Here is a 15,323-nt window from a genome sequence, read left to right as displayed (position 1 = left end):
ACGTGCCTCTTCCCGACGACCGGCCGCGCGTCCTGCGCTGGAACGCCGTCCTGTGGGTGCTGGTCGGCCTCGCTCCCGAGGCCGTCGCGTCCCACGACGACGTCCCCGGGACGCGTGGCTGGTCGTTCGGTGTGCCGGTCGCGCTCGGCGTCGCCTACGCGCTGTTCCACCGCTTCCCCGGACGCGTCGCCTGGTTCCCGTGGGTGCTCGCGGTCGGCATCGGGGCGGTCGCCTACCTGCGGGACGGGGCGGCCACCCTGTTCATCGCCTCGCTCCCCCTGTTCTGGCTGCACGCGCGGACCGTCCGGGAGCCGATCCGGACGAGCGGCCTCGCGGCGCTCGCCGCCCTGGTCGGCGACGGCCTGCGGGGCGGCGGGCTCCAGGGGAACGCGATCGTCACGCTGGTCGGCTTCGCGGCGGGGACGGTCCTCGCGCTCACCGTGCAGCGGATGCTCGACCGGGCCGACCGGCGCGCGGAGCGGCTCGGCGAGGAGCTCGCCGACGCGCGGTCCGCGCTGGCCGAGGCCCTCCGGAAGGAGGGCGCGGCGGCCGAGCGCGAGCGGATGGCGCGGGACATCCACGACACGCTCGCGCAGGGGTTCGCGTCGATCGTCGTGCTCGCCGAGGCCGCGCGCTCAGGCGTCCGGGTCGCGCCGGACGACGCGTCCCGGCAGCTGACGTCGATCGAGCGGATCGCGCGCGACAACCTGTCCGAGGCGCGGGTGCTGGTCGGGGCGTCCCCGAGCGAGACGATCGCGTCCGGTTCGGTCACCGGGACGCTGCGCCGCACCCTGGACCGCTTCGCCGAGGACACCGGCCTCGCCGTGCACGCCGAGCTGGACGAGGTGGACGGCGACCAGACCACCCGGATCGCGCTGCTGCGCTGCACGCAGGAGTCGCTGGCGAACGTCCGGAAACACGCGGGCGCGTCGACCGTCGGGGTCGTCCTGACCCGGTGCCCGGGCCACGTCGAGCTGGAGGTCACCGACGACGGGCGCGGGTTCTCGGTCGAGGACGCCCAGGGTTTCGGCCTCGCCGGAATGCGCCGCAGGCTCGCCGAGCTCGGCGGCGGCCTCACCGTGACCAGCTCGCTCGGAGACGGCACGCGGATCCTCGCCGTCCTGCCCCTGGAGGATTGAGACATGCTTTCGGTGATCGTGGCGGACGACCATCCCGCGATGCGCGCGGGCGTCATCGCCCTGCTCGCCGCCGACGACGGCATCGCGGTCGTCGGCGAGGCGGGCGGCGGACGGGAGGCGGTCGCGCTGGCCGCGGAGCTGCGCCCGGACGTGGCGCTGCTCGACCTGCGCATGCCCGACCTGGACGGCGTCGCCGCGACGGCGGAGATCGTCGCGTCCGGTCCGGGCACCCGCGTCCTCATCCTCACCACCTACGACACCGACTCCGACATCGAGCGGGCCGTGGAGGCCGGGGCGGTCGGCTACCTGCTGAAGGACACCACGCGCGAGCAGCTCGTGGACGCCGTCCGGGCCGCGTCCCGGGGCGAGACCGTGCTCGCCCCGAAGATCGCGCAGAAGCTCGTCGCGCGGATGCGGCGGCCCGCCCCGGCGGCGCTCACCGCCCGCGAGGTCGACGTCCTGCGGGCGGTGGCGGACGGCCTGTCCAACCCCGAGATCGGCCGGCGGCTCGTCATCGCCGAGGCGACCGTGAAGACCCACCTGCTGCGGATCTTCGCCAAGCTCGACGTGAGCGACCGCACCCACGCCGTCGTCAAGGCGCTCGAACTCGGGCTGCTCCCCCGCTCCTGAGCGTTCAGCGGTAGCCGCGGAAGAAGGCGCGCAGGTCGTCCACGAGCAGGTCGGGCGCGTCGTGCGCGGACCAGTGGCCGCCGCGGTCGTGCTCGGTCCAGGCGACGATGTTCTTGTGGTCGCGGTCGGCGAACCGGCGCAGCGGCCGGAAGTCGAACGCGAACGAGGACAGCCCGATCGGGAACGTCGTGGGCGTCGTGTCCTTCTCGGCGTGGTGGCATTCGTAATAGAAGCGCGCCGAGGACGCGGCGGTGTTGGTCAGCCAGTAGATCGTGGCGTTGGTCAGGATGAGGTCCGGGTCGGGGACGCCCGCGAGGAGCTGGCCGATCCAGGCGAGCTGCCCGGCGGGCGAGTCGGCGAGGGCGTGCGCGAGGGTCTGCGGCTGCGCCTGCTGGATCTTGTCGTGGACGGCGTGCTCGACGAAGCTTCCAAGGAAGCCCAGGTAGTTCTGCTCGTCCTCGGTGAGATCGGTCAGCTCGGCCGGGTCGCCGGTCGGGAACGAGAAGATCTGCGTCACGTGGACGGCGAGGACGCGGTCCGGGTGGCGGCGGCCGATCTCGGGGCTGACGATCGCGCCGCCGTCGTTGCCGTGCGCGGCGAACCGGTCGTAGCCGAGGCGGGTCATCAGCTCGGCCCACGCGTCGGCGACGCGGGCCGCGTTCCAGCCCCTGGTCTTCGGGCGGCTGGAGAAGCCGAAGCCGGGCAGGGACGGGATGACGACGTCGAAGGCGTCGGCCGGGTCGTCCGGGTTCGTGAGCGGCTCGACGAGGCCGAGGTACTCGACGAAGGTGTTCGGCCAGCCGTGCGTGAGGATCAGCGGCGTCGCGTCCGGGTGCGGCGAGCGGACGTGCACGAAGTGGATCGTCTCGCCGTCGATCTCGGTCGTGAACTGCGGGAACGCGTTCAGCCGGGCCTCCTGGGCGCGCCAGTCGAAGTCGCGCCAGCGGGCGAGCGTCTCGCGGACGAACGATCCCGGGACGCCGTACTCCCAGCCGGGCGGCACCGGGCCGCGCTGGACGCCGTCGGTGACCTCCTCGTAGGGCAGCTCGTCCGCGAAGCGGGTGCGGGAGAGGCGGTCGGCCAGGTCGTCCAGGTCGGCCTGCGGGACGGTGATCCGGAACTCGTTGATCTCGCTCATGTGAAAGAGTCTGTCGTGGCATTAGGCAGGATTCGTTCCTAATGGGTCGGCAGGGTGAAGAACATGTTGGAAACCTCGGCACGGCTGCTGAAACTGCTGGCTCTCTTGCAGACCCCCCGCGACTGGACCGGCACTGAGCTGGCCGAACGCCTGGACGTGAGCGGACGGACCGTCCGCGCCGACGTCGAGCGCCTGCGCACGCTCGGGTATCCGGTGCGCGCCACGCGCGGCTCGGCGGGCGGCTACCGGCTGGAGGCGGGAGCCGCCCTGCCGCCGCTCCTGCTGGAGGACGACGAGGCCGTGGCCGTCGCGGTCGGTCTGCGGACGGCGACCAGCGGCGCGATCGCGGGCAACGAGGAGGCGTCGCTGCGGGCGCTGGCCAAGCTGGAGCAGGTCATGCCGTCCCGGCTGCGGCACCGGGTCGGGACGCTCCAGGCGTACACCGTTCCGGTGCCGAGCGACCGTCCGGGCCCTTCGGTCGATCCGGACGTCCTGACGGCGATCGCGAGCGTGTGCCGGACGCGCGAGCGGCTGCGGTTCGACTACACCTCCCATCGCGACGCGCCGTCCCGGCGGGAGGTCGAGCCGTACCGCCTGGTCACCTGGGGACGCCGGTGGTACCTGCTGGCCTGGGACGTCGAGCGCGAGGACTGGCGGACGTTCCGGGTGGACCGGATGCGTCCGAAGACCCCGACCGGCCCGCGCTTCACGCCCCGTCCGCTCCCGGACGAGGACGTCGCCGCCTACGTCTCACAGCGCGTGTCGTCCGCCGCGTGGCGGTACCGGGCGCGGGTCCTCGTGCACGCCTCGGCCGAGGCCGTCTCCGCGCGCATCTCCCCTGCTGTGGGCGTTGTGGAGGCTGTGGACGACGCGTCGTGCGTCCTGCACACGGGTGCGGACACGGTCGAGTCGCTGGCCGTCCACCTGGGGCTGCTCGACGCCGACTTCGAGGTGAACGACCCTCCTGAGCTGGTCGAATACCTGGAGCGTTTGTCCCGGCGCTACGGACGTGCCGTCAGCGACGGCGGACGCAGGTCGTAGTGGCGTCGCAGGGCCGACGCGGCGGCCAGGTAACCGGCCATGCCATGGACGCCCGGACCCGGCGGTGTGGACGCCGAGCACAGGTACACGCCGTGCAGCGGCGTCGTGTACGGATCCCAGCGCAGCGTGGGGCGCGCGGCGATCTGCCGAAGGGACATCGCGCCCGCGCCGATGTCGCCGCCCACGTAGTTCGGGTTGTGGATCTCGTATTGGGCGGCCGTGATGCCCCGCGCTTCCAGGACGGTGTCGCCGAAGCCCGGCGCGAAGCGCTCAATACGCGCGCGCACGAGGTCGATCGGCGGGGTGTCGTCGCCGTTCGGGACGTGCGCGTACGCCCAGACCGGACGCTTGCCATCGACGACCCGGCTCGGATCGACCACACCGGGGTCCACGACGAGGACGAACGGGGATTCGCTCAGGTGACCTCGGGACGCGAGGCGTTCGCTGCGCAGTATCTCGGCGCGCGTTCCGCCTAGGTGGACGGTTCCGGCGCGTCCGACTTCGGGGTTGGCCCAAGGGATCGGCTCGGAAACGAGGAAATCGACCTTCGCGGCACCCGGCGCGTAGCGGAAGCGGGACAGCGCACGGGCGTACCGGGCGGGCAACTGGCGGCGGGCAACGGAGAGGAACTCGCGGGGGCTCGTGTCGAAGAAGACGAGGGGGAATCCGGCGAGTTCTCCCAGGTCCGTGACGCGGTGGCCGACCTGGAAGGTTCCGCCGTGCGCGGTGATGTCGTCCGCCAGGGCCTGGGCGATGGCGGCGCTGCCGCCGCGCGGGAGGGGCCATCCGGAGGTGTGGGCGAGGTGGCCGAGCATCAGGGCGACGGCGTTCCCGACGAGCCCCGAAACCTCGCCGACCGCGTGGCCCGCGACGCCGGTGAACAGCGCGGACGCCTCCTCACCGCGGAACGGTTCGCCGCGCAGCGCGCCCAACCCGAACCGCAGCGCGCCCACGACGTCCGCGGGGGACGTCGGCGGGTGGCGGAGATCGGAGAGGAAGAGCCTGGTCAGGCCGTCGCTGTGGCGCGTCAGCGGTGCGAAGAGGCGACGCCAGGCGGGACCGTCCGCGCCGAGCGCGTCGCAGGTGGCGTCCAGGGAGCGGTGGGCGAGCGCCGCGCGTCCGCCGTCCAGGGGGTGGGCGTAGCCGACCTCCGGCCGGACCAGCTCGACGCCGCGTCCGGGCAGGTCGAACTCGCGGAAGAACGGCGAGGCCGCCGCCATCGGGTGGACGGCCGAGCAGACGTCGTGGACGATCCGCGGGTCGAACGGGGACTCGCCGCGCAGGCCGCCGCCGATCTCGGACGCGGCCTCGAAGAGCACGACGTCGAGCCCGGCGCGGGCGAGCGTGACGGCGGCGGCGAGCCCGTTGGGGCCGGTGCCGACGACGGCGGCGTGTCCCTGTGACATCGCCACACCGTACCCAGGCCGGGCGGACGGGCAGGACGCCGGGACGGCGGGACGGCGGTCAGCTGGGCAGGGTGGACGGCTCGGTGGGCAGCGGGCTGGTCAGGTGGCCCGCGACCGCGTTCGCGACCATCGCGGCGAGGGTGTCGACGTCCATCGAGGCGAGGGGTTCGATGCCGAGCAGGTAGCGGCAGTAGACGACGCCGAGGCTCTGGCTCAGCAGCAGCGCGGCGCGCTCGCGCACGTGCGGGTCGTCCGGGCGGGCGGCCCGCACCGCCGGGACGATCTCGCGGTCGAAGATCTCCTGCACCTGGCCGGCGGCGTCCGGACGGGTCGGGGCGGCGCGCAGCAGGACGGCCTCGGCGGCGTTGTCGCCGCTCTCCCAGCGGGCCAGCATCGCGCGCACGTACGAGGCGGCGGCCTCCGCGGGGTCGTCGGTCAGGGCGGGGACGGCCAGGTCGATCGTGGACGCGGCGGTGTACAGGGCGGCCTTGCTGCCGAAGTAGCGGATCACCATGGACGGGTCGATGCCCGCGTCCGCCGCGATCGAGCGGATGGTGGCCCGGTCGTAGCCGTCCGCGGCGAAGGCTCGCTGTGCCGCCGCGAGGATCGCGGCCCGGGTCTGCGCCGAGCGCTCGGTGAATGCCATGCCAACAAGTGTAGGCCAACACCTGTTGGCAAAGTCGGATTTGTTTGCCACCATGTGTTGGCAATCAGGCATTGGCAAACAACGGGAGCCCCCCATGAACGCTCTTCCCGCCACCGCCGAGGTGCTCGTCGCCGGAGCCGGGCCCGCCGGGCTCGCGCTGACCGCGACGCTGCGCGCCAAGGGAGTGGACGCCCTCCTCGTCGACCGCCTCGCGGAGGGCCAGAACACCTCGCGGGCCGCCGTCGTGCACGCCCGCACGCTGGAGGTCCTACGCGAACTGGAGGTCACCGACGAGCTGGTCGCGGCCGGGATCATCGCGCCCCGGTTCACCGTGCGCGAGCGGGACCGCGTGCTGCTGACCCTCGACTTCGACGACCTGCCGACCGACTTCCCCTACGCGCTGATGGTCCCGCAGAACATCACCGAGGCCGTCCTGCTGCGGAAGCTGGAGGCGCTCGGCGGAGCCGTCCGGCGGCCGCACGAGCTGACCGCGATCAGCCAGGACGCGGACGGCGTCACCGGCGTCCTCTCCGACGGCCATGAGGTCCGCGCGCAGTACGCGGTCGGGACGGACGGCATGCACAGCGTCGTCCGCGAGCAGACCGGCATCCCCTTCGAGGGCGACACCTACGCCGAGTCGTTCGTCCTCGCCGACGTCCGGCTGGACTGGGCGGCCTCCGACCACGAGGTCATGCTGTACTTCTCGCGCGAGGGCGTGACGGTCGTCGCGCCGCTCCCGGGCGGACGGCACCGCATCGTCGCGACCGTCGCCGAGGCCCCCGAGCACCCGACCGTCGAGGACGTCCAGGCGCTCCTCGACGCGCGCGGCCCGCGCAAGGACCCGGCCCGCGTGTCCGACCTGGTGTGGAGCAGCCGGTTCCGCGTCCACCACCGGCTCGCGGCCCGGTACCGCGAGGGCCGCGTGTTCCTCGCCGGGGACGCCGCGCACGTGCACAGCCCGGCGGGCGGCCAGGGCATGAACACCGGCATCCAGGACGCCGTGGACCTCGGGCACCGCCTCGCCGCCGTCCTCCGCGACGGCGCGTCCCCGGACACCCTGGACGCCTACGAGACCGTCCGGCGTCCGATCGCCGAGGAGGTCGTGTCGCTCACCGACCGGATGACGCGCGTCGCGACCGTCGGCAACCCGGCGCTGCGGAACCTGCGCAACACCTTCCTGCGCACGCTCGACTGGCTGCCGCCCGTCCACCGCGCGATGGCGATGCGCATCTCGGAGCTCTCCAACCCCGAGTGACCGCCGGATCGCCCGGAATACCGGGCTGATCACGCGGATGGTCCCGTGAGAGGATCTGCCTCCTCACACCCCTTTCGCCCCGTCCGGGGCCATCCGCAGGAGCACCACGTGCCCAACCCCCTGAAGGCGACCCTGGTCGCCGCGGCGGCCCTCGCGGCCGTCGTCGCGGTACCGGCGTCCGCCGACGCCGCCACCCACGCCTGGCGCGTGACCCTCAACGTCCACCCCACCTCGCGCACGCAGATGAGCGCGGTGACCATCGCGTCCAAGAAGGACGGCTGGGCATTCGGCTGGGCTTATCAAGGGAACAAGCGTCCGGCTATCGTGCCGTTCTCCTACCACTGGAACGGCAAGACCTGGAAGTACGTCGCCCTGCCGAAGGGCCTGGACGGCATCATCCGGGGCGCTTCCATCCGTTCGGCCTCGGACGCGTGGGCGGTCAGCACGCCCGGCGAGACCCCGGGCAAGGGCCCGAACGCGATCCTGCACTGGAACGGGAAGCGCTGGTCGGTCGTGAAGCGCCTGCCGGGACGGCCGAGCTCCGTCAAGGCGTTCAGCGCGAAGAACGTCTGGGTGTTCGGGGCCGACATGGCCGCCGCGGGCTCGGGGACGTGGCATTACAACGGCCGCACGTGGACGCGCGTGAAGACCGGCACGTTCGCTCCCAACAAGGTCAGCGCCACGTCGTCCACGAACATGTGGACGTTCGGACGCGACGCCGCGCCCGGCAGGGACGGCAAGACCGTCGGACGGTTCGACGGCCGCAGGTGGACGACCACCAACGCGGGCGTGACCATCAACGGGATCCTCGCCGTCTCGTCCCGCAGCGTGTGGGCGACCGGCTGCAACTACGGGGCCAAGAACCCGAACTACCTGCTGCACTGGAACGGCAAGACCTGGAAGCGGGCCGCCGCCCCCGGAACGTCGTGCTTGCAGGACATCACGTACGACGGGTACGGCGGCTTCTGGTTCGTCTCCCAGGACGCCAAGGGCAACGGAGTGATCGCGCACCGCTCGAAGGCGGGCAGGTGGAGCACGGTCCGGCCCCCGCACCCGAAGGGGACGCCGTTCCCGAGTGGGCTGGCGCGCGTTCCGGGGACGGGCGTCACCTTCGCCACCTCGACCACGGTCGTGATCGGCAAATCCGGTGGCTGGAACAGCTCGTCCGGTCAGCTGCTGAAGTTCTCCTGACCGATGGGACCAAGGGCCGCCCGGATCGTCGCCGGTGCGCTGCTGGCCTGCCTGTGCGGGCTCTACGCGTCGACGGCGGTCGGGCGTTCCGCCGTGGTCCTCGCAGCCTCGTGCGTGCTGTGCGCCGGGGTCCTGGCCGTCTGGCTGCGTTCGCTTCGACGTGGCTGGACGGCCTGGGACCTCGGCGTTCTCGCGCTGTGCGGGTACGCGTGCGTGATCCCCGGCTGGGTCTCGATCGGGCTGGTCGGGATGGTCGGCGGGGCGCTGCTCGTCGCGGGATGGACGCGGACGGCCGGGGCCGTCGCGCTGAGCGCGTTCGCGCTGGCCGCGCTGCGTGGCGGGTCGCCCGCGCATGTCGTGGACGTGGCGCTGACGGCCGTCCTGAGCGCGGTCCTCGTCGTCGGGCTCGCGCGGCTGGTCGCGCGGATCGAGGGACGCGCGGCGGCGCGGATGACGCTGGCGCTCGCGGCCGTCGAGGAGGAGCGGCTGCGCGTGGCGGCCGAGCTGAACGCGGGGCTCGGCAAGGGCCTGGACGCGGTCGCGGACGCCCGTCCGGACGATCTGGAGGCGGTGCTCGCGACCGCGCGCGAGGCCCTGGCGACGGCGCGCGCCGCGTCCGTGGAGCTGCGCAGCCTGTCGCTCGCGCCGGAGATCGCGGCGGCGCGCGGGCTGCTGGCGTCCGGCGGCATTGAGGCGGACGTGACGACCGGCCACCGCGAACCTCTCGGACGCGCCGGGGCGCTGCTCGCGGTCGTCCTGCGGGAGGCGGTCACCGACGTCGTCCGGCGCGGGACGGCCCGCCACTGCGAGATCACGACGGCCGAGCGGGACGGTCTGCTCACGCTGCGGGTCGTCAACGACGGCGTCCGGACGTCCGAGCAGGGCACCCGCGCGCTCGAAGGGCTGGAGGCGCGGATCGCGGAGGCGGGCGGACGGCTCCGCGCCGGGCTGGACCCGGACGGCCGGTTCGCGGTCGAGGCGTCCGTGCGGGTTCCGGCGGACCGTCCGGTCGCGGAGGCGACGGCGGAGCGGCGGCTCGCGGTCGCGCTGCTGGCGGCGACGACCGTCGTCCTGACGGTGAAGGGCCTGCTCCAGGTGCCGCCGCGCGAGCTGCCGATCGCGGTGCCGTCCATGCTCGCGATGGCGATCCTGCTGCGCTGGACGCGTCCGCGCGGACGCTGGTGGGGCGTGCTGCTGGCCGTCCAGGCGGTGGCGGGCTTCGTGCCCCTGTTCGTGCTGCACGAGCCCTGGGGGACGCTGCCCGGGTTCCTCGTCGGGTCGCTGTTCGTGCTGCTGCCCGCACGGGTCGCGGCGGTGCTCGGCGTGCTGGCGGTCGTCCTGACCGGCGCGGCCGTGTGGGGGCACGGGATGGTCGTGAACACGCTGGTCAGCGTGCCTCTGTCGGCGCTGGTGGTCTACGGGCTGCTGCGCCTGGCGCGGCTCGCGGACGAGCTGCGGGACGCGGCGGCGGCCCAGGCCCGCGCGGCGGTCGTCCAGGAGCGGCTGCGCGCCGCGCGCGACCTGCACGACCTGCTGGGGCACGGGCTCGCGGCGGTCCTGATCAAGGGCGAGCTGGCGCGCCGCCTCGCGGCCCGCGACCCGGACCGCGCCGCGCGCGAGTTCGCCGACATGATCGCGATGGCCGAGCGGGCGCGCGCCGACATGGCCGCCGTGACCGGCGCCGCGCCGCGCCTCGCGTTCGGGCCCGAGCTGGAGTCGGCGCTCGGCGTGCTGGACGCGGCGGGCATCGAGACGACCGTCCGGCACGAGGGCGATCCACCTGAGGACGCCGAACCGGTGCTGGCGATCATCCTCCGCGAGGCCGTCACGAACGTCCTACGCCACAGCACCGCGCAAAACGTGGAGATCACGGTCACCACAGACAGCCTCACCATCGCGAACGACGGCGTGCCCGGCGACGTCACCCCGCCCGGCTCCGGCCTCGGCAACCTCGCCACCCGCCTGGCCGCCATCGACGCCACCCTGGAAACCACCCGCCCCCCAAACGGCTTCCGCCTGACAGCACGCCTCCCCGGCTGACCTCAGCCCCGCGCAGCGAGCGCGTTACCAATCGCGCGGGGCGACGCCGAAGGCGAGCCCCGCGCGATTGATCGCGAAGCGATGCCGCGCTCGCACGAGCCTCCGGGCCGCGCCCGAGCCGCTAGGCGAGGGTGCGGAGCCGGAGGCTCAATTAACAGAGCCAGCCGGACTCCCTGGCGATGCGGACGGCGTCGGGGCGGCCTCGGGCGTTGAGCTTCGCGACGATCGCGGTGAGGTTGTTGCGGACGGTTCCGGCGGACAGGTGCAGGCGGGACGCGATCTCGGACGGTTCGGCGCCGTCGGCGAGCAGGCGCAGGACGTCCTTCTCGCGCGGGGTGAGGGGGTCGGCGGCCAGGTCCCAGGCGGTGACCGCGAGGCTCGGGTCGAGGACACGCTGACCGGCGTGGACGGTGCGGATCGCGGCGACCAGGTCGTCCGGCGGGGCGGTCTTCAGCAGGAAGCCGCCGACGCCGGAGTCGAGCGCCCGGCGGAGCTGGCCGGGCGCGCCGTTGGCGGTGAGGATCAGCGTGCGGCAGGACGGCAGCTTCTCGCGCAGCCGCGCGGCGGCGGTGAGGCCGTCCGTGCCGGGCATGTCGATGTCGAGGACGGCGACGTCCGGGCGGTGGACGAGCGCGGCGGACACCGCGGCGTCGCCGTCGCCGACGTCGGCGACGACCTCCAGGTCGTCCTCGAGTCCGAGCAGGGCGACGAGCCCGCTCCGGATGACGTGCTGGTCCTCGGCGAGCAACACCCTGATCACCTCACGAGCGTACCCATGACGATGTCACGGGTGGTCGATGACGAGCGCTCTTAAGAACGAACGCGCAGGTCAGCAGAGTAGAAGACATGAGCGAAGCGGTGGTCATGTCCGAGGTCTGCAAGGTCTACGGCAGGAACGGGAGCGCGGTGGCGGCGCTCCGGGAGGTGTCGGTGACGCTGCCGTCGGGCGCGTTCACCGCGGTGATGGGGCCGTCCGGGTCGGGGAAGAGCACGTTCCTGCACTGCGCGGCGGGGCTCGACAGGCCGACCTCGGGCGAGGTGCGGCTCGGCGGGACGGCGCTGTCGGGGATGTCGGAGACGAAGCTGACCGAGCTGCGGCGCGAGCGCGTCGGGTTCGTGTTCCAGGCGTTCAACCTCGTCCCGTCGCTGACGGTCGAGCAGAACGTGACGCTGCCGCTGAAGCTGGCCCGCCGCAGGCCGGACCGGGCGTACCTCACCGAGGTGCTCGGCCGGGTGGGGCTGAGCGACCGGGCGACGCACCGTCCGGGGGAGCTGTCCGGCGGGCAGCAGCAGCGGGTGGCGCTCGCGCGGGCCCTGGTCACCCGCCCGGACGTGGTGTTCGGCGACGAGCCGACCGGCGCGCTCGACACGATGACCGCCCAGGACGTCCTGCGGCTGCTCCGGCAGACCGTGGACGAGCTGGGCCAGACCGTCGTGATGGTGACGCACGACCCGGTGGCGGCGTCGTTCGCCGACACCGTCCTGTTCCTCGCGGACGGCCGGATCGTGGACGCGCTCGACGCGCCGTCCGCGTCCGCCGTCGCCGACCGCATGACCCGTCTGGGGGCGTACGCGCGATGATCCTGAGCACTCTGAGGTACCGCAAGGCCGCGTTCGCGGGCGCGTTCGTCGCGCTGTTCTTCGCCGCCGCGCTGGTCACGGCCTGCGCGACGCTGATGGACACCGGGCTGCGCGGGACGGTCGAGCCCGTCCGGTACGCGGGCGCGCCGGTCGTGGTCGCCGGTGACCCGCAGACGCACTTCCAGAAGCATAAGAAGGGCAAGACGAAGAACAAGTCGAAGCCGAACGCCGCGCGCGCCTGGATCCCGGCCGACCTGGCCGACAGGGTGAGGACGGTCCCGGGGGTGCGGCGGGTCGTGTCCGAGGTGACGTTCTCGCTGGTCATGCCCGGTGTCGGGCCGACCGAGGGGTACAGCTGGGAGCCGCTGACGCCGGTGCGGCTGCGCTCCGGACGGGCCCCGCAGGCCGCCGACGAGATCGTCCTGGACGGCAGGGCGGCGAAGGTGACCGTCCTGACGGCGGGCGGGCCGCGCACGTACCGGGTCGTCGGGGTCGCCGACCGGCCGTACGTCACGCCGGACGAGGCGCGCCGCCTCGCCGGGCATCCCGGGCAGGTGACCGCGATCGGCGTCTGGGGCGGCGACCCGAAGGCGATCGAGCGGGCCGTCCAGGGGACGGGCGCGACCGTGAGCACGGGCGACGCGCGTGGACGCGTCGAGTTCGCGGGCGTCGGAGCGGCCCGGACGAAGCTGCTCAGCATGGGCGGCGCGCTCGGCGGGACGTCGCTGATCGTGGCGCTGCTGGCCGTCGTAGGGACGTTCGGCCTGGCGATCCAGCAGCGCGAGCGGGAGCTGGCGATGCTGCGCGCGGTCGCCGCCACGCCCCGGCAGTTGCGCCGGATGCTCGGCCGCGAGGCGCTGCTCGTCGGGGCGCTCGCGACCGTCCCGGGCGCGCTCGCCGGACTGCCGCTGGGCGGCTGGCTGCACGGGCGGATGGTCGCCGGGGACGTGATCCCCGCGAACCTTCCGCTGGTCACCGGGCCTTTCCCGCCGCTGGCCGCCGCGGCGGCGACCCTCCTCGCGGCGTGGCTCGCGGCGCGCGTCTCGGCGCGGCGGATCACCCGGCTGCGTCCGGTGGAGGCGCTCGGCGAGGCCGCGCTGACGCCGCCGCGCGTCCCGGTGGTCCGGCTGGTCGCGGGCGTCGCGGCGGTCGCGGGCGGGGTCGTGCTGAGCTTCGTCCTGCGGTCGGTGCACACCGACGCGGCGGCCGGTCCGCTGACCCCGCTGACGGCGCTGCTGTTCACCACGGCGGTCGCGCTGCTCGGGCCGCCGCTGGCGCGGGCCGCGATCGCGGTCGTGGGCCTGCCGCTGCGGGCGTCCGGCGGGACGGGCGAGCTCGCCGCCGCGAACCTGGCCACGTCCGCCCGGCGGCTCGCCTCGGTGATCACTCCGCTCACGCTGATGATCGCGATGTCGGGGACGCTGCTGTTCGCGCAGTCCACGCTGACCGGCGCGGCCAAGGCGCAGGCCCGGACCGGCACGATCGCCGACTACCGCCTCGGCCCGGCCGTCCCCGCCCCGACGGCGGACGCGCTGCGCCGCGTCCCGGGCGTGAAGGCGGTCACCGAGGTCGTCCACAGCCGCGTCCGCGCCGTGAACAGCCCGTACAGCGTGCAGGGCGTCACCCCGGCGGGCCTGTCCGCGACCATGGACCTGGACGTCCGGGACGGCTCGCTCGACCGCCTCGGCCCCGGCACGATGGCCGTCCGCGACGGGATCGGCATGAAGGTCGGCGACAGCGTCGCGTTCGCGCTCGCGGACGGCACGCGCGTCACGCGGAAGGTCGTCGCCGTGTACGGGCGCGGCCTCGGCTTCGGCGACCTGACGCTGCCGTACGACCTGGTCGCGGCGCATTCCGACTCCCCGATGGGGACGGTGCTGGTGTCCGCGCCCGGCGTCCGGGCGGACGCGCTGCGCCACGTCCTGCCTGCGGGGATCTCCCTGGCGGGCACGGCCGAGGCGAACAAGGGGACGGACAACGCGTCCGCCGTGAACTACCTGGCGCTCGGGCTGATCGTCGCCTTCGCCGGGATCGCGATGGTCAACACCCTCGCGATGGCCGTCGCGGGCCGGTCCCGCGAGCTGGCGCTGCTGCGGATGGCGGGCGCGACCCGCCGCCAGGTGCTGCGGATGCTGCGCTGGGAGACCCTGGCCGTCGCGCTGATCGCGACCGTCCTCGGCACGGTGATCACGCTCTGGACGCTGACCTCCTACAGCGCGGGCATGACCGGCGACGCGACGCCTCGTGTCCCGGCGCTGGGCGCTCTCGGGATCATCGCCACGGCGACCCTGCTGGCGCTCGCCGCGACCGCGCTGCCCGCCCGCGCCGCCCTCCGCGCCGACCCGACGCGAACCCTCGCCGCCCGCGACTAGACGGACGCCGTCGCCAGGAGCCCCTCGCAGGCCGCCAGAAGGCGGCGGCGCAGGGGCTCGGCGCGTTCGGTGAAGCCCCGCTGGAGGACCGCGTACTCGGCGCGGCCCTCCGCCGTCTCGATCCGGACGGGCGGGTAACCCAGGTCGGCCAGGTCGTACGGGCTGGCCCGCATGTCCACGGCGCGGATGTCGCGGGCGAGCGCGAAGCAGTCGGCGACCAGCTCGGACGGCACGAGCGGCGACAGCTTGTACGCCCACTTGTAGAGGTCCATGTTGGCGTGCAGGCAGCCGGGCTGCTCCAGCTCGTGCTGCGTCTCGCGGCTCGGCTGGAGCACGTTCAGCGGACGCGCCGCCTCGGTGAAGAACCGGAACGCGTCGAAGTGGCTGCACCGGACGCCGCGCGCCTCGACGATCCCCGCGACCTCGTCCGGGGGCAGCCGCATCGGCCACGCCTCGTGCCGCACCTCGGGCGTCCGGTAGACCATGGCCCACTCGTGCAGGCCGAAGCAGCCGAACTGGGCCGGACGGGACGCCGTCCGCGCCAGCAGTTCGGCCGTCCAGGCGATCGAGGACCGCCGCCGTCCGACGAGGCCGTCCACGTCCAGGGTCGCGCCGCGCTCGGTGTCCACGTAGTCGCGACCATGGTCACGGGCGCCTTCGAGCTCCACGAACGCGCCGGGATGCCACTGCTGGAGCCGGTTCGGCCGGAAGCTGTAGTAGGTGAAGAGGAAGTCCTCGACGGGGTGCTTCTCCCCGCGCCGACGCCGCTCGAGGTGCGGCCCGAGCCAGGCGTCGACGCGTCGGCGGTGCGCTTCCGCGCGCGCCCGCCACTCGTCCGCCCCGAGGATTTCCACCCATTCATGCTAGGCGGGACGGGGCCCTGA

General features: G+C 73.9%; 13 protein-coding genes. 8 read left to right on the top strand and 5 right to left on the bottom strand.

Annotated features, from left to right (window positions below; translation table 11 throughout):
* Positions 1–2 precede the first annotated feature (2 nt).
* Together P696_RS57510 and P696_RS57505 are read left to right on the top strand one after the other, a co-directional pair.
* Positions 3–1,139, top strand: a complete 1,137-nt coding sequence (locus P696_RS57510) for a sensor histidine kinase (protein ID WP_026414085.1) — start codon at positions 3–5, stop codon at positions 1,137–1,139.
* Between the two features lie 3 nt (positions 1,140–1,142).
* The gene (locus tag P696_RS57505; protein ID WP_026414084.1) at positions 1,143–1,769 is read left to right on the top strand and encodes a response regulator; all 627 of its coding nucleotides are present in this window, start codon (positions 1,143–1,145) and stop codon (positions 1,767–1,769) included.
* Positions 1,770–1,773: 4 nt separating this feature from the next.
* Here the strand turns inward: P696_RS57505 and P696_RS0122355 are convergent, their stop codons facing one another.
* A complete protein-coding gene (locus P696_RS0122355; protein ID WP_026414083.1) occupies positions 1,774–2,907 on the bottom strand; it encodes an epoxide hydrolase family protein in 1,134 nt (377 codons plus the stop codon).
* 63 nt (positions 2,908–2,970) lie between these two features.
* Between P696_RS0122355 and P696_RS0122350 the strand changes: the two genes are divergently transcribed.
* Complete coding sequence (locus P696_RS0122350; RefSeq protein WP_026414082.1) at positions 2,971–3,948, top strand: helix-turn-helix transcriptional regulator; 978 nt, start codon at positions 2,971–2,973, stop codon at positions 3,946–3,948.
* Here P696_RS0122350 and P696_RS0122345 read toward each other — a convergent pair.
* Positions 3,909–5,354, bottom strand: a complete 1,446-nt coding sequence (locus P696_RS0122345) for a phytoene desaturase family protein (RefSeq protein ID WP_026414081.1) — start codon at positions 5,352–5,354, stop codon at positions 3,909–3,911. The two genes, P696_RS0122350 and P696_RS0122345, sit on opposite strands and share 40 nt — an antisense overlap.
* 58 nt (positions 5,355–5,412) lie before the next feature.
* Positions 5,413–6,000 carry a TetR/AcrR family transcriptional regulator gene (locus tag P696_RS0122340; protein WP_026414080.1) on the bottom strand — a complete coding sequence of 196 codons (588 nt, stop codon included), beginning with the start codon at positions 5,998–6,000 and terminating at the stop codon, positions 5,413–5,415.
* A gap of 94 nt (positions 6,001–6,094) precedes the next feature.
* Here P696_RS0122340 and P696_RS0122335 point away from each other — a divergent pair, with 94 nt between their 5' ends.
* The 3 genes from P696_RS0122335 to P696_RS47315 all read left to right on the top strand — a co-directional run bounded on the left by P696_RS0122335 (position 6,095) and on the right by P696_RS47315 (position 10,486).
* Entirely contained in the window at positions 6,095–7,255 is a 1,161-nt protein-coding gene (locus P696_RS0122335) for an FAD-dependent monooxygenase (RefSeq protein ID WP_026414079.1), read from the top strand.
* 108 nt (positions 7,256–7,363) lie between these two features.
* Positions 7,364–8,446 carry a hypothetical protein gene (locus tag P696_RS0122330; RefSeq protein WP_026414078.1) on the top strand — a complete coding sequence of 361 codons (1,083 nt, stop codon included), beginning with the start codon at positions 7,364–7,366 and terminating at the stop codon, positions 8,444–8,446.
* Positions 8,447–8,449: 3 nt separating this feature from the next.
* Entirely contained in the window at positions 8,450–10,486 is a 2,037-nt protein-coding gene (locus P696_RS47315) for a sensor histidine kinase (RefSeq protein WP_051468003.1), read from the top strand.
* 151 nt (positions 10,487–10,637) lie between these two features.
* Here the strand turns inward: P696_RS47315 and P696_RS0122320 are convergent, their stop codons facing one another.
* Positions 10,638–11,246 carry a response regulator transcription factor gene (locus P696_RS0122320; protein WP_026414077.1) on the bottom strand — a complete coding sequence of 203 codons (609 nt, stop codon included), beginning with the start codon at positions 11,244–11,246 and terminating at the stop codon, positions 10,638–10,640.
* A gap of 86 nt (positions 11,247–11,332) precedes the next feature.
* Here P696_RS0122320 and P696_RS0122315 point away from each other — a divergent pair, with 86 nt between their 5' ends.
* Together P696_RS0122315 and P696_RS0122310 are read left to right on the top strand one after the other, a co-directional pair.
* Positions 11,333–12,067 carry an ABC transporter ATP-binding protein gene (locus P696_RS0122315; RefSeq protein ID WP_026414076.1) on the top strand — a complete coding sequence of 245 codons (735 nt, stop codon included), beginning with the start codon at positions 11,333–11,335 and terminating at the stop codon, positions 12,065–12,067.
* Positions 12,064–14,439 (top strand): ABC transporter permease, encoded by a 2,376-nt coding sequence (locus P696_RS0122310; RefSeq protein ID WP_026414075.1) that lies wholly within the window; start codon positions 12,064–12,066, stop codon positions 14,437–14,439. The genes P696_RS0122315 and P696_RS0122310 overlap by 4 nt, the downstream gene beginning before the upstream one ends.
* Here P696_RS0122310 and P696_RS0122305 read toward each other — a convergent pair.
* Positions 14,436–15,293, bottom strand: a complete 858-nt coding sequence (locus P696_RS0122305; RefSeq protein ID WP_026414074.1) for a hypothetical protein — start codon at positions 15,291–15,293, stop codon at positions 14,436–14,438. The genes P696_RS0122310 and P696_RS0122305 overlap by 4 nt on opposite strands.
* Between the last annotated feature and the right edge of the window lie 30 nt (positions 15,294–15,323).

The organism is Actinomadura oligospora ATCC 43269 (assembly GCF_000518265.1).
Lineage (GTDB): Bacteria > Actinomycetota > Actinomycetes > Streptosporangiales > Streptosporangiaceae > Spirillospora > Spirillospora oligospora.
Note: the sequence above shows the minus strand (reverse complement) of the source record. Positions and strands in the feature narration are given on the sequence as shown.